We start from the raw sequence: 18,872 nt of genomic DNA on the forward strand, positions 1-18,872 counted from the left end.
CGTTCACCCGATATGCTTGAAAGGCCCGGAAACGTCACCGCTGGAACGACGGCGGGCAGGGGAGGAACGCGATGAACACGAGGCGATACAAGGCTTTGGGCGCTGGGGCGATGCTTGCGATCGCGATCGGTGGTGCGGGCGCGGTCACGGCGGCGCCGCCGCAGCAAGATCGCGCCGGCGCGGCGGTGAGCCCGGCCGATGCACGGGCCCGCGCCGACCGGCTGGTTGCGCGGATGACGCTCGATGAGAAGATCGCGCTGGTGCACGGCCTGTTTCCGCCGATGGCAGCGGGCAAGACCGCCAACGAGCTGATCCCGTCGGCGGGCCATGTCGATGGTATTCCCCGCCTCGGCATCCCGCTGGTGCGCGAGAGCGATGCCTCGCTCGGCGTCGCCAATCAGGTCGAACAGCGCAAGGGCGACGTCGCGACCGCGTTGCCGTCCGGCCTTGCCACCGCCGCCAGCTTCGATCCCGCGATCGCGCATGCGGGCGGCGCGATGATCGGCGCCGAGGCGCGCGACAAGAGGTTCAACGTCCTGCTGGCGGGTGGCGTCAACCTGACGCGCGATCCGTGGAACGGCCGCAATTTCGAGTATCTGGGCGAGGATCCCCTGCTCGCCGGAACGCTGGCCGGCGAGCATATCGCCGGCGTCCAATCGAACCGCATCGTCTCGACGATCAAGCATTACGCGCTCAATGCGCAGGAGACCGGCCGCAACGTCGTCGACGCGCGGATCGGCGAGGCCGCGCTGCGGATGAGCGATCTGCTCGCCTTCCAGATCGCGGTCGAGCGCGGCAATCCCGGCTCCGTCATGTGCGCCTACAACAAGGTCAACGGCGACTGGTCGTGCGAGAACCGCCATCTGCTAACCGACGTGCTCAAGCGCGACTGGGGCTATCGCGGCTGGGTGATGAGCGACTGGGGCGCGGTCCATTCCACCGCCAAGGCGGCGAACGCGGGGCTCGACCAGGAATCGGGGCAGGAACTCGACAAGGCGATCTATTTCGCCGCCCCGCTGAAGGATGCGGTCGAGAAGGGGCAGGTGCCGCTCGGGCGCCTCGACGACATGGTCGCGCGCTACCTGACCGGGCTGATCGAAACGGGTGCGTTTGCCGCCGCAGTGCCGGCGCGCGCGGTGACGCCCAATTATGCGGCCCATGCCGAGGTCGCGCAGCGTGCGGCGGAAGCGGGGATCGTGCTGCTCAAGAACGACGGCGACCTGCTGCCCATCGCAAGGAGCGCGAAGCGCATCGTCGTCATCGGCGGCAATGCCGATGTCGGCGTGCTGTCGGGTGGCGGCTCGAGCCAGGTGCGCTCCGTCGGCGGCGCGCCGGTGGAAATCCCGCTCGCGACCGGCGCTTCCGCGTCGTTCGCCCGCATCACCTACCACGCCTCGTCGCCGCTGCTGGCGCTGCGCAAGGCACTCCCCGGCGTGCGGATCGACTGGATCGACGGGCGGAACCTCAACGCCACGGTCGATGCGGCGAAGGCGGCGGACCTGGCGATCGTCTTCGCGACGCAATGGACCAGCGAGGCGCAGGACGTCCCCAACCTCAACCTGCCGGATCAGCAGGACGCGCTGATCACCGCGATCGCGACCGCCCAGCCGCATACGGTCGCGGTGATGGAGACGGGCGGCCCCGTGCTGATGCCGTGGCTGGCCAAGGTACCGGCGGTCATCCAGGCCTGGTATCCGGGCCAGCGCGGTGGCGAGGCGCTGGCGGGCATCCTCAGCGGTCGGATCAACCCGTCCGGCCGCCTGCCGATTACCTTTCCCGCCGATGCGTCGCAGCCGCCACGGCCGCGCCCGGTCGGGCTCGACCGGCTCAACGCCCTGGAAGCGTCGGCGGCCGCCGATCCGGCCAATGCCGCGCGCTACGTGCAGGAAAGCTTTCCGGTCGACTATGTCGAGGGCGCCGACGTCGGCTACCGCTGGTACGAGAAGAAGGGCCTGAAGCCGATGTTCCCGTTCGGGCACGGGCTCAGCTACACGCAATTCGCCTATCGCAATCCGCAGGTGACCGGCGGACGCACGCTCAGCGTGACGTTCGACGTGGTGAACACCGGCAAGCGCGCGGGCGCCGACGTGCCGCAGATGTATGTCGCTCGCGACGGCAGCGGCGCGCCGATGCGGCTCGCGGGCTTCCGGAGGATCGAGCTGAAGCCGGGCGAGACGCGGCGGATCACGCTGACCGCCGAGCCGCGCATCGTTGCCGACTATGACACGGCACTGCCGGGCTGGCGGATCGCGGGAGGCACCTATCGCGTGGCGCTGGCCCGCGACGCGACGGACCGGACGATGGTCGCCACCGCGACGCTGGAGCCGCAGACGATGAAGCCATGATCCGGCGCCGTTGAGCGATTGAGGCAGAAGGGGGGCGGACGTCGACGGCATCCGCCACCCCCGGAAGACGGGAGGCGGCGAGGGGCCGTCCTACCGCTTCCAGTAGCGCACGTAATCGACGCGCATCATCTGCGGGAGCGCGGCGTCGTCGACACCTTTCGCCCCGCCCCAGTCGCCACCCACCGCCAGACTGAGGATCATCTTGAACGGCTTGTCGAACGGCCATGCCGCGGCGCCGCCGGGCTGGTCGTTGGCGACGCGCATATAGGCGCGGCCGTCGACGCCGATCAGGATCGCGTCGGGACGCCAATCGAGCTGATAGTCGTGCCACGCGGTGCACGCCGTCGGCACCGGCCTCTCCGCGCCGCGTTGCGTCTTCAGGACATGATTGAACTTCGCGCTGTGGACGGTGGCGTGGACGACGTTGGGATTCCAGCCGACCATTTCCATGATGTCGATCTCGCCCTTGGCGGGCCATGGTCCCTGATCGGGCAGCAGCCAGATCGCCGGCCATGTGCCGCGCCCGCACGGCAACTGCGCCCGGATCTGGTAGAAACCGTAGCCGAAGTCCCGCCGGCTCACCATGCGAGCCGACGTATAGGCCTGTCCGCCGGCATCCGGCTTGTCCGGCCGCTCCCGGCGGGCGACGATCTCCAGCGCGCCGCCGACGACCCGCGCATTGTCCGGACCGTAATATTCGAGCTCGTGGTTTGGCCAGCCGGTCCGGTTGTGCGACGTGTCGAACCGCCAATTGGCGCTATCGACGGCGTTTCCGGCGAATTCGTCGGCGAAGTCGGGCGCGCGGGCCGGCGCTGCGATCGGCTGGTCGGCGGCATAGTTGGTCGCGCCGAGCGTCGCGGCCTGCAGCATGACGAGGGCGAGCAACATCGGCGATCTCCTTGGTCCGCGCGTTCGAAGCGTCGCGCCTGGCATACAGCCTAGAGTGTGATCCACGTGCGTGGAAGCGGTACCGGCCTCACCCCCACCGGCCGGAGTGACGGCCGGTACCGCGCCGATCCAGCCTTGCTGGATCGCACACCAGGCTCGGCAGGGCAGCGCGCGCAACGGCGACCGCCATCGAACTGTCATGGAGTTCGGGCATCGAAACGGCCGGAACGGGGGAACGTCATGCAGTTGCTGGTCGTGGAGGACGATCCGATCATCGGCGAACAGATCGTCGCGGGGCTGACGCGCGTCGGCCATGCGGCGCGGCTGGCGACGACCGGGTCCGAGGCGATACGCCTGCTGCGCGAGGAGGCGTGCGACGCGATGGTGCTCGATCGCATGCTGCCCGACATCACGGGCCTGTCGGTGATCGACCATGTCCGCCGCGAGGGGCATGCGACGCCGATCCTGATGCTCAGCGCGCTGGGGTCGGTGAAGGACCGTATCGAAGGGCTGGAAACCGGGGCCGACGATTATCTCGCCAAGCCGTTCGACATGGACGAACTCGCCGCGCGCGTCGCCTCGATCGCGCGGCGGCGCGGCGGCCGGTCGGAAGGCGCGCGGCTGCAGGTGGGGCGTCTGCATCTCGATCCTAGCGGCCATCAGGCCTGGTTCCGCGACGCGTCGATCGTGCTCAATCGCAAGCAATATTCGCTGCTGGCCCACCTCATGCGGAATGCGGACCGGCTGATCACGCGTTCGATGCTGCTGGAGGGGGTCTGGGGCTATTCCTTCGCGCCGACCACCAACATCGTCGAAAGCAACATGAGCCGGCTGCGCACCGCGCTCATCGGCCTTGGCTGCGACCCGATCGAGACGCAGCGGGGCGCGGGCTACGTGCTCCGGTCGGAGCGATGCGCCTGACGCGGGTCGCATCGCCGTCGCCGCGCGTCGGCCGCCTCGCCGTGCGGGTCGGCATCGCCTTTGCGATCGCGATGGCAGTGGTCGGGCTGATCGGCTTCATCGTCGCCGAGCGCTGGGTGACGCACCGCATCGACGTCTCGCTGCGCGAACATGCGGCCAAATATCTCGCGCTCGGCGGCGGCGCTCCGGTGACCGACGCCGCGGTGGCGGCGCGCATCGAAGACTGGCAGCGGCGCAAGGTGCTGAGCGAGCGGACCTATGTGCTGTTCGGACCGGATGGGCGACGTATCGCCGGGCGGCTGGACATCGCCGTGCCGCCGCCCGGCCTCTCCATCGTCCGCTTCCGCGGCGGCGGCGTCGCGGTGCAGGAGGGCAGGGCGCTCGCGACGCGCCTTCCCAGCGGCAGCCTGCTCGTCGTGGTCCAGCGCAGCCAGGCGGCGACCGCGCTGCGTGCGCTGCTTCCACAGGTCGTGCTGGCCATCTCGCTCGTCGCCTCTCTGCTCGGCATCATCGCGACGTGGCTGTTCGCGCATGTCATCGCGCGGCGTCTCGCGGTGGCGCAGCGCGCGGCCGACGCGATCGCGGCCGGCGATCTCAGCCGCCGCATCCCGACCGACGATCTCGACGGTATGTTCGCCGCGCAGGCGGAGGCGCTCAACCGCATGCTCGACCGGATGGAACATCTGGTTCGTGCGCAGCGGCTGTTCTCCAGCAACCTGGCGCACGATCTGCGCTCGCCACTGACCCGTTTGCGCGGGACGCTGCGCGACGGTGCCGCAAGCACCAACGGCGACGGCCGTACTCTTGCGACGACGTTCGAGCGGGCGGAGCGCGAGTGCGCGGCGATCATCGGCATCTTCGACGCGCTGCTGCGGCTTGCCGAAATCGAAAGCGGCCAGCATCCTACCGCGGTCAGCACGGTCGCGCTGCGTCCGTTGATCGAGGACATCGCCGATACGATGGAGCCCGTGCTCGCGGATTGCGGCGGCAGGGTGACGATCGGCCGCCTCGACGACGCCTGCGTGCAGGGTGACGCCGATCTCATCAACCAGATGCTGGTGAATCTGCTGGAAAACGTCGCCACGCACGCGCCGCGCGGTACGCGGGCCGAACTATCGGCGACGCGCGACGGCGACACCGTCGTGGTGACGGTCCGCGACGATGGACCCGGGCTTGCGCCCGAAGATCGCGTCCGCGTGACCCGGCCTTTCGAGCGGGGCGCCGCCAGCACGGGGCGGCGTGGGAGCGGCCTGGGCCTGGCAATCGTCCAGGCGATCGTCCGCTTCCACCACGGCCATCTGGCGCTGCGCGACGCGGCGCCCGGACTGATCGTCGAGATCCGGCTTCCACAGGCGCGCGCTTCCGTCTGACCGCCTTGCCGTCAGAGCGTCGCCGGACATGTCACGCGCGGTCGCGTCGTGCCCGGCGGCTCCGCCGACGGCGCGTCCACATATCGATGTACATCCACAGGCCGGACCCCGCGAAGAACAGTAGCGCCGCGCCCCCTGCGAGGTTGAGCGCGATGCCGACCGGGCCGAACTCCTCGCCCGAATGGATCTTCTTGATCCAGTGGTTCCAGGAGCCGAGCGCGCTACGCGTCTTCTTCGGCGGCGCGGACGGGGCGTCCGCCCGGGTCGATGCGGCGGGCGCTGGGCGCGCCGCGGGCGTATCGAAGACCGACGTCAGCTGTGTCGCGATGCCGGTCGCGGCGATGATCAGCAGCAGCAGCGCGAACCAGGGGGCAAGCAAACGGTGCCAGCGACGCATCGGAATTCCTGATCGAACGAGGTGAAGGGTGTCCGGCGACGGGGCGACCCGCGGCGGCGACATCGATCCCAGACACGCCGAATGTGACACTGGGCTGATGCGAACATTCTAAGTTTGCAATGTTGCGCGTTGATGGCCGAACGGCGCGTCGCTGTCACCATTTCGTCACGGACGAAGCCTAGCCGGCGAGCCGAAGCGGATCAGCCCGTCCGAGGAATCGGGCTGATCGGCATCTGGGGGACTTGTCATGATCGTCAGGATTCTGACGCCGATCGCCTGTGCGATCGGCGTCCTGGGCATGGGTGTGTCGGCCGGGGCCGCGTCAGAGGAGGAGGCGCCGCGACTGCTTGACGCCCGTGCCTTTGCGCCCGAAAGGGTGATCGCGCCGCCGCCGGCGCCGGGATCGGCCATGGTCACGGAGGAACTGCGATTTCTCAGCAGGCTCCACGCGGCTGCGTCGACGGATCGCGTCGCGCGGGCGGCGCGCGACGGCAAGGACAAGACGCCGCACGCGTTCAACGATGCCGTCGGGCGGGACCTCCAGGCGCTGCCGGCGACCACCGCGCTGCTGCGGATCGTCAAGCAGGAGACGGGTGCGGTGGTCCGCGCGGGCAAGGCCTATTTTCATCGCACGCGGCCCTATGTCGCCGACCCGGGCCTGGCGCATTGCGACAACGGCAACGGGACCGACGACAGCTACCCGAGCGGCCATGCCGCCTTTGCCTGGTCTACGGGCTGGACGCTGGCGCAGCTGATGCCCGACCGGGCGCCCGCGCTGCTCGAACGCGCCCGCGACTATGCGGACGGCCGCGAGATTTGTGCCGTCCACTATCCCTCGGATGTCGAGGCCGGCCACGCGCTCGGCACCCTCGTCGCCGATCACCTGCTGCACGACCCACGCCTCGCCGATCAGGTCGCCGCCGCGCGCCGCGAACTGGCGCAGCGCTGATCCAGCCTGCTTTTCGAAAGGAACCGCCATGACCCGCCCGACCCTTCGCGCCGCCCTGCTCGCAGCCACCGCCTTCGCCCTGCCGACCGCCGTCCACGCCGATCCGGGCGATCCCGCCGCGGGGCCCGCGGTCGCACCGGGCAGCGACCAGACCACCAGCGCCACGCAGGCCGGGCAGGCGAACGACAAACAGGCGCTGACCACGTCCGACATCATCGTGACGGGATCGCGGACGGCGGAGAGCGCACCGCTTACGGCTTCGCTGACGACCACGCAGCCGCAATCCGCGGTCAGCCGCGACTATATCGAAAGCACGACGGCGACCGCCGACGTCAACGAGCTGATCGCGCTCACGCCCGGCGTATCCATCTCGGGCGCGGGTAACGGTTATGGCCTGGGTGAGACTAAAGCGACGATCCGGGGCTTTCAGGACGGCGAATACAACGTCACCTACGATTCGATCCCCTTCGCCGACACCAACAATCCGACCCACCATTCGACGGCCTTCTTCCCGTCCAACACGATTGAGACGGTCGTCGTCGATCGCGGCCCCGGCAACGCCAGCCAGCTTGGCCAGGCAAGCTATGGCGGCAACATCAACATGTACTCGCGCGCCGCGACCGCCGATGCGGAGACGCGCGCCGAAGCGATCGTCGGCAACTGGAGCACCTTTCTCGCCCGCGGCCTGTTCGAGAGCGGCAGCATCGATAAGCTGGGGGGGACGCGCATCGTGCTCACCGGCCAATATCTCACCTCAAACGGCGCGCTGACCTATTCGTCCGTCGGATCGAAGAACCTGTTCGGCAAGGCGGTCGTGCCGGTCGGTGCGCGCAACACGCTGACCGTGATGAGCAGCTGGAACCGCAATTATTATTATCAGTCCGACGTGTTGAAGGGCACGACCTGCGGCAGCGCGGCGACGGACGCCTATAATGCCGCCAATCCGAAAGCGACGACGACCACTGCGCTGGGGGCGGATGGACAGCCGCTGACGCAGCTGACGGGACGCGGCTGTTCTGCGACGTCGCAGGTCGGCATGTACGGGCTCAACTACGGTCTGGGCAACGATCCGACGAAGCAGGATTACTGGAAATACAATCGCACGGACAAGACGACGGACTTTTCGTACGTCCGCCTGCAAAGCGACCTCGGCGGCGGCCTGTCGCTCGACAACCGCGCCTATATGTATGGCTACACCAACAACACATTGTCGGGGAACACCGGCAACGTCATAACCGGCTTTAGCGGGTCGGGGACGGCGGCATCGCCCTACAAGGCGGTCGTCAACACCAGCGACATCCTGGGGTACGACAAGCTCAACAAATACCGCGTGCTCGGCTATATCGGTCAGGCGGACTATGATTTCGGCTTCGGCAAGCTGCGCGTCGGCGGCTGGTACGAGCATGCCGATACCGACCGCCACAATTTCGACCTCGACCGCACCACCGGCCTGCCCAGCTATAACGAGAAGGCGAACCTCGGCACCGCGGCGACCAGCACGCTGCCGCCGATCAGCCAGGCCAACATAAACTTCGTCCAGCATTCGACGTGGAACCAGTATCAGCTGTTCGGCGAGCTCGAACTGCGCCCGGTCGACGGCGTCTCGATCACGCCCGGCGTCAAATACGTCCACTTCACCCGCGGCGTCGACGCGCTGCTCAACCAGAAGACGCGCAGTCCGCTCGACACCAGCGCCACGTGGACGAAGACGCTGCCGTTCCTCACGGCCAACTGGCTGGTGGCGAAGAACTGGTCCTTCTACGGCCAATACGCGCAGGGGATGTACGTACCGGACCTGTCGAGCTTCTATTCCGCGTCCGGCCAGCTTTCGACCGCCCTCGACGCGCTGAAGCCGCAGACGACGACGAATTACCAGGTCGGCAGCGTATGGCACGGCGATTTCGTCTCGCTCGACGTCGATGGCTATATCATCAACGTCGACAACAAGATCGGCACCTGCACCACGGTCGGCTGCGACACGACGCTGCTGATCAATCAGGGGCAGGTTCGTTACAAGGGCGTCGAGGGGCAGATCAGCGTCATGCCCGTCCGCGGGCTGACCGTGTTCGGCAACGGATCCTACAATTACGCGCACAGCGTGCAGACCGGCGCGCAGATCGCCAAGGCACCGTTCTCGACCGCGGCGGCGGGCTTCATCTATCGACGCGCCGGTTTCCGCCTGTCGTTCGACCAGAAGTATACCGGCCCGCAATATGCCAGCGACTATAACGGCAGCCCCGGCTTCCGCCTGTATCGCATCCGCCCCTATTCGATCGGCCAGTTTGCAATCAGCCAGGAGATCGAGGGTGGCCTGAAGCTGGGCGTCACGGTCACCAACGTGTTCAACAGCCGCGCGGTCACGAATATCGCGACCGCGTCGACCGGTGCCCCGACGGTGACGGTCAATGGGACGAAATACCAGTCCGGCTACGGCCAGCTCGACCAGTTCAACTATCTGCCGCCGCGCAGCTTCCTGCTGACAGCGGGGATCGCCTTCTGATGATGGCGTGGTGATCGGCGGTTCAGGGTTGCACGGACCCGCCGCCGGTCACCGCGAACACCGTCTGCAGCTGCACCTGCTCGTCGGGCGTCAGGTGCGGGTTCCAGACGTCGAAGATCAGGACGACGCGGGGCTGGTCGCTGTCGTTCCACGCCTCGTGCTCGATCGTGTCGTCGAAGGCAAAGGGTTCTCCTTCGCGCCAGGCACGCGTCTCTCCGCCCACGCGGAAGCGGCAGCGCTCCGGCACGACGAGCGGCAGGTGCACGATCGCGCGGGTGTTGGTGACCCCCGTGTGCGCCGGGATATGGGCATGTGCCTTCAGGATCGAGAAGAAGGCGGTCGGCGCCTTGCCCGGAATGTTCGTTTGGGGAATCGACGCCAGCGCCGCGGCGGTTTCGGGGCAGCGGGCGCAGACCGCCTCGTTGCGGACCCCATATTCCCAGAGGAAGCAGGCGCTCCAGTCGGTATTGCCGTCGAGCGGCGACCATTTGTTGTCCGGCGTGCCGGCTTCCTGCCGGACATAGGGTCGGATGGCGGCATCGCCCGACCCCATCAGCGCCAGCGCCTCCGCGCGGATCGCGTCCGTCTTGGCGGCCAGCGCGTCGAACCACGGGAACAGGGCCGGATCGAAGAACTCCTCGGCCGGCAGGAATGGGAAGTGAACGCCCGCGCATTGATTGACGTAGATCGCACGGCGTCCGAGCATATGGTCGATGCAGGCCGCCATGCGACGCGACGGCGCGTCGGGCAGCGCGGCGGCGATGTCGCGACCCAAAGCGGCGTTGTGCTCGGCGAGAAAGGCTCTTCCCCGCGCAAGGGCGTCGTCGATCGCGGGCGGGCGCTCGGTCATCGCGGACGCCATCTGGACGATGCCCGCCCAGGCCTGCGCCGCCTCCGATGCGGCGCCGCGGCGCTGGTACCATTCGGCCGACCGCAGCAGCGCCGTGAAATGCGTCCGATCCAGCGAAAGCGCCTGATCCAGCGCGGCGCGCTCGCCGGCTTCGTCCCCGAGCATGCGATGCACCGTGGCCTGATTGACCCATAAGGTGGGCTGCGCCGCATCCGCCGCCGCCGCTGCGGCGAATCGTGCCAGTGCCGCAACCAGATCGCCGTCTGCCATGGCCCGCATGCCTGCTGCATTGAGCAATTGCGGATGGTCGGGCGCATGGGCCAGCGCGGCCTCTAGCGCGGTCCGTTCCGCGGCGGCGTCGCCGCGCTGTCGTGCAAGCAGCGCCTGCGAAGCGTGATGCTGGGCGGCGGGGGAGAGATCGGACATGACGGTTCGAAGCTCGCACGGCTGGATGGGAAACACAAAAAAGGGGCGACCCTGCCAGGGCCGCCCCCAATCGAGAAGTCCGTTGGACGGACGCCTTAGAAGCGCAGCTTGCCCGAAACGGTGAACAGGCGGCCCAGCACGTCGTAGGTCGACGGATAGGTGTTGCCGCTGTTGAAGGCGGTCGAACCGGCCGACGAACCCACCAGCGGCGGCTTCTTGTCGAACAGGTTGCGCACGCCCATCGTGAAGGTGAGGTGTTCGTTCACCTCGACCTGCGCGGCGAGATCGATGTAATTATAGGCCTTGATCTCGTTGAAGTTGTAGGTGCCGCCCGCGAGCGGGGTCGGACCCGTCACCACACCGCTGAACAGCGGCGTCGTCACCTGACGCGCGGTCGCATCCGGGGCCAGCGCCTCGTAGCGGACCTTGCCGATGTGACGCCACAGCACCGAGAAGGTACCCGGCCCGAAGGTCAGGCTGGTGCGCTGGTTCCACTGGAACTCCGGCTGGATCGACGAGCAGCTCGTGCTGTAATAGCCGACGCAGTCGCGATCGTACGCGCTTTCCGACGCACGGAAGTAGTTGTGCGCGGTCCAGGTGCCCTGGAAGCTCAGGTTCAGGCCGACATCGCCGAAATCACGCGCGTAATTGGCGTTGAGATCGATGCCGTCGGTGCGCAGGCGGCCGCGGTTGGTCAGCGGCTGCGGCAGGCCCGCGACCGTGGCGCTCGAGCCGCTGAGGCGACCCGTCGCCGTGCTGCGGCGGATGCTGGTGCAGGCGGCCGACGCGGCCTGCGCCGCGGTGATCGCTGCGGGGTTGGTCCCGAAGCACTGCGTCAGGATGTCCGCCGGGGTCGCCGCGGTGATCGCATTGTTCACGCGGATGTTGAAGTAATCGACCGCGACGCTCAGGCCCGGGACGATCCCACGCGGCTGGATCACGACGCCCACCGTGTAGGTGTCGGCCTTTTCCGGCAGGATGTTCGGGTTGCCGCCACCGGTGACGTTGGGCTGACCCGACGCCGGCTCGGCGATCGAGCCGATGACGTTGGCCGGCGCACCCTGGTTGCGGCAGGCGAGGGCGAGGTTCGCGCTCGCCAGCGGCTTGGCGCCGACGCAGGGGTCGAGGCCCGGCGACAGGTTGTCGAGACCGGTGGTGACGGGCGAGAACAGCTCCGCGATGTTGGGCGCGCGCACCGCACGCTGGTAGTTGCCGCGGAACTTTATCTCCTGGACGGGCTCGAAGCTGCCGCCGAACTTGTAGGTCGTCGCCGAGAAGGTCGGATTGTTCGCCGCCTGAACCTTGTAGTTCGAGTAGCGCACGCCGGCCTCGAGCGTCAGCGAGTGGAAGAACGGCTTGTCGGCGACGAGCGGCGCGATGATTTCGCCGAACGCCTCGCGCACGTCGTAGCTGCCGGCGAAGGGCAGCACCGCACCACCGGCACCGCCGAGCTCGCCCGGCGACAGCGCATAGGCATCGGGCGTGCGGGTGTAGGTGTACTTGCGATATTCGCCACCGGCCGCGAAGGCGATCGGCTCATTGGCGAAGGGCGAGGTGGTGCCGAAGTCGCCGTTCAGAACCGCCTTCGCCTGCGAGAGCGCGGTGTGGATCTGAATGGTGCTCTTGCCGTTCAGGAAGTTCGCCTGGTCGGCAGTGATCGATCCGGCCGGGCCGAACAGATTCACGGGAACACAGTTGTTGGTGGTGACCGTGCAGGTCGTGGTGTTCGTCGCGTTGAGCGCCTGCTGCACGCGGCTGCGCAGCACGTAGCCCGACTGCGTCTGGTTCAGGTCGCTCTCGCCATAGGCGCCCGAGACGTCGAGCTTGACGTGCTCCGAGAAGCGGAGGCGCAGGCCGGCCTTATAGTCGAACATCGTCGTCGTGTAGGTCGAGATGCGCGGCCCGAGTTCGACCGAACGGCGGTAAACCTCCGGCAGCTGGATGGCAGTGGCGGTGTTACAGGCGGGGCCGAGTGCGATGTTGTTGAGCGTGCAGAGCTGATCGCGGATGCCGGCGGGCAGATAGGGATTGTTGCCCGGAATGGTCAACTGTTCGCCGAAGATACCCGAAGGCGCGATGATCTGCTGGATCGTGTTCTTCGAGAACATGCCGCGGCTGTACACTTCGAGGTTGTCGTTCACCTCGTAGTTCGCCTGGGCGAACATGTTGTAGCGCTTGAACGGCGTCTGGAAGATATTATACGGATTGAAGTTGAAGCCGTTGTAGAACGGGACGAGCGCGGTGCCGGCCGGATTGACCTGGAGGTCGTTGCCGGCGATCGCGATGCGCGTCGGGACCGAGGTCGGCGACGAGCCGGATGCAACGCCGTTGCCCGAACCGATGCCGAAGATCGAGATGTCGCGATCACCCTGATACAGGGGGTCGGCTTCCTGATAGCCCAGGCTCAGCACCGCGTTGCCGCGGCCGTCGCCGAAGTTCGCGCCGATCGTCAGGTCGGCCGTGAAATAGTTGGAATCGCCACGCTCGGTGATCTGCTGGCTGGCCTGAGCCTCCATGCCGGCGAAGTTCTTCTTGGTGATGAAGTTCGCGACGCCCGACACCGCGTCCGCGCCATAGGTGGTCGAGGCGCCACCGGTCAGCACGTCGACGCGCTGGATCAGCGCGGTCGGGATGTTGTTGAGGTCGACGGTGCCGCCGGCTGCCGCGGGGACGATGCGGTCGCCGTCGAGCAGGACGAGGTTACGCTGCGAGCCGAGGTTGCGCAGGTTGATCGTCGCGAAACCACCGGTGCCGTTGTTCACGGCCGAACCGATGCCGGGAACCGCACCCGGCAGCTCGCGGATGATCTGCTCGACGTTGTTGGTGTTGCGCAGCGTCAGCTCGTTCTCAGAGACGGTGTTGACCGGGCTCGACGAGACGAGGTTCGGGTTGCTGATCAGCGTACCGGTAACGACGATGTCGCCGCCTTCCTGGGCGGGCGGCGGCGCGTTGGGATCGTCGGTTTTCTGCTGCGTCTCCTGCGTCGCAGGTGCGGTCTGCGCGATCGCGGGCGTCGCGATCAGCGCCGCGCCGACGAACAACGTCGTCGTCAGCAGGCGGGAGCGAAGGTTTTGCGTCATAGATACCCCTTTGTGGTCGACGCTCGCGAGCGAGCGGGCCTGTGCGCCGGTCTTTCAAGGGCCGGTCGCGTATGCAAATTCGCAGGGGATGCAGGAGCCTACAATATGGTTTTAAATTGATACTTCAAAATGTAGCCGGGGCGTGACAAAATCGTCACATGGAAGTGGCAAGAAATACTGTCCTATTCCTGGCCCTGTAGCAGGAAGGTTGACGTATTTCGTGGCCGGATAAAGGTACCTTATGCTGACCCTATTGCTGATGATTGCCGCTCCTGCGCAGGAAAGCGGAAACAATTTGTTACAGATCTTGGCAAGTTGCCGGGCGATCGCCGACAATAACGAGCGGCTGGCCTGTTACGATCGCGTCTCGAAGGCGGTCGAAGAGGCGCGGCAGCGCAAGGACATCGTCGTGCTGGATCGCGAGCAGGTGCAGAAGACGAAGCGATCGCTGTTCGGCTTTTCCTTGCCCTCGATCAAATTGTTCGGCGATGGCAAGGACGACGACAGTCTGAAGCAGCTCGTCGGGACGATGCGCGCATCGGCTGCGCAGCCGGGCGGATTGATACGCTTCACGCTGGACGATGGCGGCGTCTGGGAGACGACGGAGCAGTCGATGAACCGTCTGCGCGAAGGCGATGTCGTCACGATCAAGCCAGGGTCTCTCGGCAGCTATATCGCGACCGCGCCCGGGCGGCGTGCCGTGAGAGTGCGACGTCTACGGTGACCGATGCCCTCGCCAGCGACGTATCGACTTGATAGCGTCGCCGGCCAACCCTCTAAAGGACGGGGCGTCATGTCGCGAATTGTCATGCTTTACCGTGCTGTGCTGGCTGCCGTCGCATCCGCCGGCGCCGTCGCCGGCCAAGCGCAGGATGTTTCGACGCAGCCCGAGCGCCTCTCGGCCGACGTGCGGACGCTGGCGTCGCCTGCGTTCGAAGGGCGTGCCCCGGGAACGCCGGGCGAGGAGAAGACGGTCGCCTGGTTGATCGCGCAGCTCAAGGCGGCGGGCCTGGAGCCTGGCGGTGCCGACGGTAGCTGGACGCAGCCGGTGCCGCTGATCCGCACCAAGGTCGGCCAGGGAGAGGTGGTCGCGAACGATACGCCCCTGGCTCCGGGACACGACGTCTATCTTTCCACCGTCCGGCCCCAAAGCCGCCTGCGCGTGACGAAAGCGCCGTTGGTCTTCGTCGGCTACGGCGTCAGCGCGCCGGAGCGCCACTGGGACGATTTCAAGGGTGCGGACCTGCGCGGCAAGGTTGCGGTCTTCCTGATCAACGACCCGGATTTCGAGGCGGGATCGGGGGACGATGCGGCAGGACGATTCGGCGGCCGGCGCATGACCTATTACGGCCGCTGGACGTACAAGTTCGAGGAAGCGGCGCGACGTGGCGCGATCGGCGCGCTGATCATCCACGATACGCCGGGCGCCGGCTATGGCTGGGCGACGGTCACCGCGCCGGGCGGCGAGAATTACGACGTCGCCGACCCTTCCATGCCCCGCGTCGCCGTGCAGGGATGGATCGAAGGAAGTGCCGCCAACCGTCTGTTCGCCAAGGCAGGCCTTGACCTCGCGGCAATGCGCGCCGCGGCGCGGCGAGCCGACTTCCGTCCCGTTCCCCTGAAGGGAACCGGCCTATCGGTGGACCTGCCCGTCACCGTGACGCGCGCGCAAAGCCGCAACGTGATCGCGAAGCGCACCGGGCGCAGCCGGCCCGAAGAGACCATCATCTACGGGGCGCATTGGGACGCCTATGGCCAGGGTTTGCCGGACGCGGAGGGGCGGACGGTGCGCCCCGGCGCCAACGACGATGCACTAGGCGTGGCGGGGGTGCTGGCGATCGCACGCGCGGCGGCGAAGGCGCCACTCATGGCAAGGACCCAGGTGTTCGCCTTGTGGACGGGCGAGGAGAGGGGGCTGCTTGGTTCGGAAACCTATGCCGCGCATCCGATCTATCCGCTGGCGACGACGGTTGCGAACCTGACGCTCGACATCCTCCAGACCGCTGGACCATCACATGACGTCCTGCTGGTCGGCAGCGGCCAAAACAGCCTGGAGGACCAACTCGCCGCCGCCGCGAAAGCACAGGGAAGGATCGTGACGCCAGAGGCGTTGCCGGAGCGCGGCCTCTTCTATCGCGCCGATCATTTCTCGCTCGCCCGGCGCGGCGTGCCGACGCTTCTGCTGATGGCGATCAGCGGCGCGCCCGATCTGGTCGACGGGGGTCGCGTGGCGGGCCAGCGCTGGCTGGACGCATATATGCGGTGTTATCACCAGACCTGCGACGCCTGGTCGCCCTCGTGGAACCTTGCCGGCGCGGCGGCGGATGTCGACCTGATCCGGCGCGTCGGCTTCGACCTGGCGGCCGGGCACGACTGGCCCACATGGCGTGCGCAATCGGAGTTTGCCGCGGTCCGTGCCAAGAGCGATGCCGATCGCACGAAATAAGAGAGGCGACATCCTCGCGGATGTCGCCTCCCCCTCATGCTGATGGACGCGAGGCGCGATCAGCGGCGGCAATAGGCAGGGTTGTCGGCGCGCGCGACGGCGTTACCGGCCAATGCGCCGGCTCCTGCGCCGAGCACGGTACCCAGCGTGCGGTCGCCACGCGTATCGATCGTACGGCCCAGCAGACCACCTGCGATCGCACCGATCACGCTGCCCGCGGTGCCGTTCTGGCAGCGGCGCGGCGCGTAGCGATAGTCGCCGGCCTCGTGATAGTAACGCTGGCCCTGGTAGTAACGCGGCCCCTGGTTCCAGCCGTCGCGGTACGCCTGCCGATACGCACGGTCGTGATTACGATAGCCGTCGTCATAGCTGCGGCCGTAATAGTCGTTGTAGCCACGGCCATAGTAATCCTGCGCCTGCGCCGCGACCGGGGCCAGCGACATCAGGCCCATCGCCAGTGCACCGGCACCGATCGAAAACTTCTTGAACATCTTGCCTGCTCCCATCACTGAAACGGGTCGGCCCCGATTGGGCGTCGACAAGGATGCTTATGGCGAATCGCCCTTGAGTCTTCGCTGAATGCAGTCGTTATCCTTCGTTCAGCCGGCGCGGCGATGCGCGATCCAGTCGTCGACGCGGTTCTCCAGCACCGACAGCGGCATGGAGCCGGACCCGATCAACAGGTCGTGGAAGCCCTTGATGTCGAACCTGGTGCCAAGGGCGGCCTGCGCCTTGGCGCGCAGCGCCATGATCTTGAGCATGCCGATCTTGTAGCCCGTCGCCTGACCCGGCAGCGTGATGTAGCGGCGCACCTCGGATCGTGCCTGATCCGGGCCGCTGCGCCCGGTGGTGATCATGAAGTCGATCGCCTGCTGCTCGGTCCAGCCCTTCGCATGGATGCCGGTATCGACGACGAGGCGCGCGGCGCGGAACAATTCCTGGTCGAGCCGCATGAAGTCGGCGGCGAGATCGGGATAGGCGCCCATCTCCTTGCACAATGCCTCGCTGTACAGGCCCCAGCCTTCGCCGAACGCGACATAGCCGTAGGCGCGCCGGAACTTGGGCGCACCGGTCTGGCGCGCCTGGATGTCGCCCTGCATGACGTGGCCTGGGATCCCCTCGTGGCACATCAGGTCGTAGACCGCAGCAGGATCCTCGGCGTTGCCGAGCAGGTGAACATAGACGCGGCCCGGCCGCACGCCGTCGGGGCTGGGGCCGGCGGCGTGCGCCGCGCCGCCCGCAACCTCGCTGAACGACGGCTCGCGCACGACTTCAACCTTGTAGGCGGGCAGGAGCCCGAAATAGTTCGGCAGCAGCGTTCGGGTATGCGCGATCGCATCGTTCGCGGTCTTCAGATAGGCGGCGCGCGACGCATCGGTGTAGGGTGTCGGCGGAAACAGCTTCGCACGCTGGTCGTAATAAGCCTGCCGGTCCTTCAGCCCCGCCTGCCGCGCGAGCTTGTCCTGCTCACCCTCGATCCGCGCCACCTCCCTGAGGCCGATCTGGTGGATCTGCTCGGCGGTGAGATCGGTGGTGGTGTTGGTCCGCAGCGCGGCGGCATACCATTCGGCCCCGCCCGGCAGAGAGACGGCGCCGACCCGTCCCGATGGCGCGGTCGGAAGATCCGCCTCGGCCCAGGCGATGACCCGCTCATAGGCAGGCTTGATCGTCAGCAGCGAGGCACGCGCGTCATCCAGCAGCGCGGCGGCTTGCGGGGCCGAAAGCTTGAGACCCGCGACTTTCGCCTTTGCATCGGCCCATAGCGGCGAATCCGGTCCGCCGTCGAACGGTGCCCCGGTGATGATCGCCCGGCTGCCAGCGATGACGCGCTCCATCTCGAATTTCGGTGCCCTGATGCCGGCGGCATCCGACGCCTTGCTGCGCAGGATCGCATCGTCGAGCACCGCCGGGATCGCCCGCAGCCGCGCGGCATATGCCTGCATGTCGCGCGTGTCCCGAACCGTATGCGTGTTGATCAGGAAGTTCGGCAGTTCGGCGTGCACGGAATAGAGGAACGAGTAGAACGGGGGCTGGTAGCGACGGTATTTGTAGCCGGTTTCGGCGCGATTGAGCTCCAAGGCCCAGATGTCGTAATTCGCCTGCGCGGCGGGGGACAGGCGGGCGCGGTCGAACTGGCGCTTCATCGACGCGACGCTGGCCCGGCGCCATTCCAGCCGCTTCAGCATCGCGGCATCGCTGTTGTCGTCGAGCCGATCCTGCCCCTCCTTGCTGCCGAGCCGGGTCGCCAGCTGCGGGCGCATCGCCATCTCCTCGGCGAACTGCGCGTCCAGAAAGGCGGTGAGACGCGCGTCCTTGCTGGCGGCCGGCGCAGCTGCGGCCGGCACCGTCGTCTGGACCGCGACGGCGGCAGGCGCGGCGATGGGCAGGGCGGCGGGCAGGGCAGCGATGGTCGCGGCGCGGAGCAGATGGTGCATTTTGGTCCCCCTCTTCATGTGGCGATCCGCCTGCGCTCTTGCCGGGCAGCGGGATCGGGCGGCGGCACGATGGCCTGATTTGCGGCCTTAGCCAATGGCTTCGCACGCAAATGGCCGGTGTCGGACGAAGCGAGGCGATGAACGCGAATTTACGAAACGCAATGCGGCACTCCAACGTTCTTTGCTGACGTGGATCAGGCGCGATCCGGCCCTAACCATGGGGGTAGGCGCATCTCGGACGCGCGTCCGATCCGCCGACCGACCG

At 67.3% G+C, this 18,872-nt stretch carries 13 protein-coding genes; 7 read left to right on the forward strand and 6 right to left on the reverse strand.

Annotated features, from left to right (window positions below; all coding sequences use genetic code 11):
* Positions 1-71 precede the first annotated feature (71 nt).
* On the forward strand, positions 72-2,345 hold the full coding sequence (locus tag RF701_RS01755; RefSeq protein WP_308813866.1) for a beta-glucosidase: 2,274 nt from the start codon (positions 72-74) through the stop codon (positions 2,343-2,345).
* 90 nt (positions 2,346-2,435) lie between these two features.
* On the opposite strand, the gene RF701_RS01760 is transcribed toward RF701_RS01755, so the two are convergent.
* A complete protein-coding gene (locus RF701_RS01760) occupies positions 2,436-3,233 on the reverse strand; it encodes a glycoside hydrolase family 16 protein (RefSeq protein WP_308813867.1) in 798 nt (265 codons plus the stop codon).
* Positions 3,234-3,473: 240 nt separating this feature from the next.
* On the opposite strand from RF701_RS01760, the gene RF701_RS01765 reads away from it, so the two are divergent.
* Positions 3,474-4,154 (forward strand): response regulator transcription factor, encoded by a 681-nt coding sequence (locus RF701_RS01765; RefSeq protein WP_203311084.1) that lies wholly within the window; start codon positions 3,474-3,476, stop codon positions 4,152-4,154.
* Positions 4,145-5,524 (forward strand): HAMP domain-containing sensor histidine kinase, encoded by a 1,380-nt coding sequence (locus RF701_RS01770; protein ID WP_308813868.1) that lies wholly within the window; start codon positions 4,145-4,147, stop codon positions 5,522-5,524. The genes RF701_RS01765 and RF701_RS01770 overlap by 10 nt, the downstream gene beginning before the upstream one ends.
* 31 nt (positions 5,525-5,555) lie before the next feature.
* On the opposite strand, the gene RF701_RS01775 is transcribed toward RF701_RS01770, so the two are convergent.
* Positions 5,556-5,921: a PepSY domain-containing protein gene (locus RF701_RS01775; protein ID WP_210358763.1), complete on the reverse strand. Its 366-nt coding sequence runs from the start codon at positions 5,919-5,921 to the stop codon at positions 5,556-5,558.
* Between the two features lie 247 nt (positions 5,922-6,168).
* On the opposite strand from RF701_RS01775, the gene RF701_RS01780 reads away from it, so the two are divergent.
* Entirely contained in the window at positions 6,169-6,870 is a 702-nt protein-coding gene (locus RF701_RS01780; RefSeq protein ID WP_308813869.1) for a phosphatase PAP2 family protein, read from the forward strand.
* 28 nt (positions 6,871-6,898) lie between these two features.
* The gene (locus RF701_RS01785; RefSeq protein ID WP_308813870.1) at positions 6,899-9,370 is read left to right on the forward strand and encodes a TonB-dependent receptor domain-containing protein; all 2,472 of its coding nucleotides are present in this window, start codon (positions 6,899-6,901) and stop codon (positions 9,368-9,370) included.
* Between the two features lie 22 nt (positions 9,371-9,392).
* Here RF701_RS01785 and RF701_RS01790 read toward each other — a convergent pair whose 3' ends face one another.
* Both RF701_RS01790 and RF701_RS01795 read right to left on the reverse strand, forming a co-directional pair.
* Positions 9,393-10,646: an aspartyl/asparaginyl beta-hydroxylase domain-containing protein gene (locus RF701_RS01790; RefSeq protein WP_308813871.1), complete on the reverse strand. Its 1,254-nt coding sequence runs from the start codon at positions 10,644-10,646 to the stop codon at positions 9,393-9,395.
* A 95-nt stretch (positions 10,647-10,741) separates the two neighbouring features.
* The gene (locus RF701_RS01795) at positions 10,742-13,726 is read right to left on the reverse strand and encodes a TonB-dependent receptor domain-containing protein (RefSeq protein ID WP_308813872.1); all 2,985 of its coding nucleotides are present in this window, start codon (positions 13,724-13,726) and stop codon (positions 10,742-10,744) included.
* 295 nt (positions 13,727-14,021) lie between these two features.
* Between RF701_RS01795 and RF701_RS01800 the strand changes: the two genes are divergently transcribed.
* Both RF701_RS01800 and RF701_RS01805 read left to right on the forward strand, forming a co-directional pair.
* Positions 14,022-14,450, forward strand: coding sequence for a hypothetical protein (locus RF701_RS01800; protein WP_308813873.1), 429 nt, complete (start codon positions 14,022-14,024; stop codon positions 14,448-14,450).
* Between the two features lie 69 nt (positions 14,451-14,519).
* Complete coding sequence (locus tag RF701_RS01805; protein WP_308813874.1) at positions 14,520-16,172, forward strand: M28 family metallopeptidase; 1,653 nt, start codon at positions 14,520-14,522, stop codon at positions 16,170-16,172.
* A gap of 59 nt (positions 16,173-16,231) precedes the next feature.
* Here the strand turns inward: RF701_RS01805 and RF701_RS01810 are convergent, their stop codons facing one another.
* Positions 16,232-16,663 carry a glycine zipper 2TM domain-containing protein gene (locus RF701_RS01810; RefSeq protein WP_308813875.1) on the reverse strand — a complete coding sequence of 144 codons (432 nt, stop codon included), beginning with the start codon at positions 16,661-16,663 and terminating at the stop codon, positions 16,232-16,234.
* 108 nt (positions 16,664-16,771) lie between these two features.
* Entirely contained in the window at positions 16,772-18,607 is a 1,836-nt protein-coding gene (locus tag RF701_RS01815; RefSeq protein WP_308813876.1) for a DUF885 domain-containing protein, read from the reverse strand.
* Positions 18,608-18,872: the final 265 nt, after the last annotated feature.

The organism is Sphingomonas sp. GV3 (genome assembly GCF_031082075.1).
In the GTDB taxonomy this organism is placed as follows: Bacteria; Pseudomonadota; Alphaproteobacteria; order Sphingomonadales; family Sphingomonadaceae; genus Sphingomonas; species Sphingomonas beigongshangi.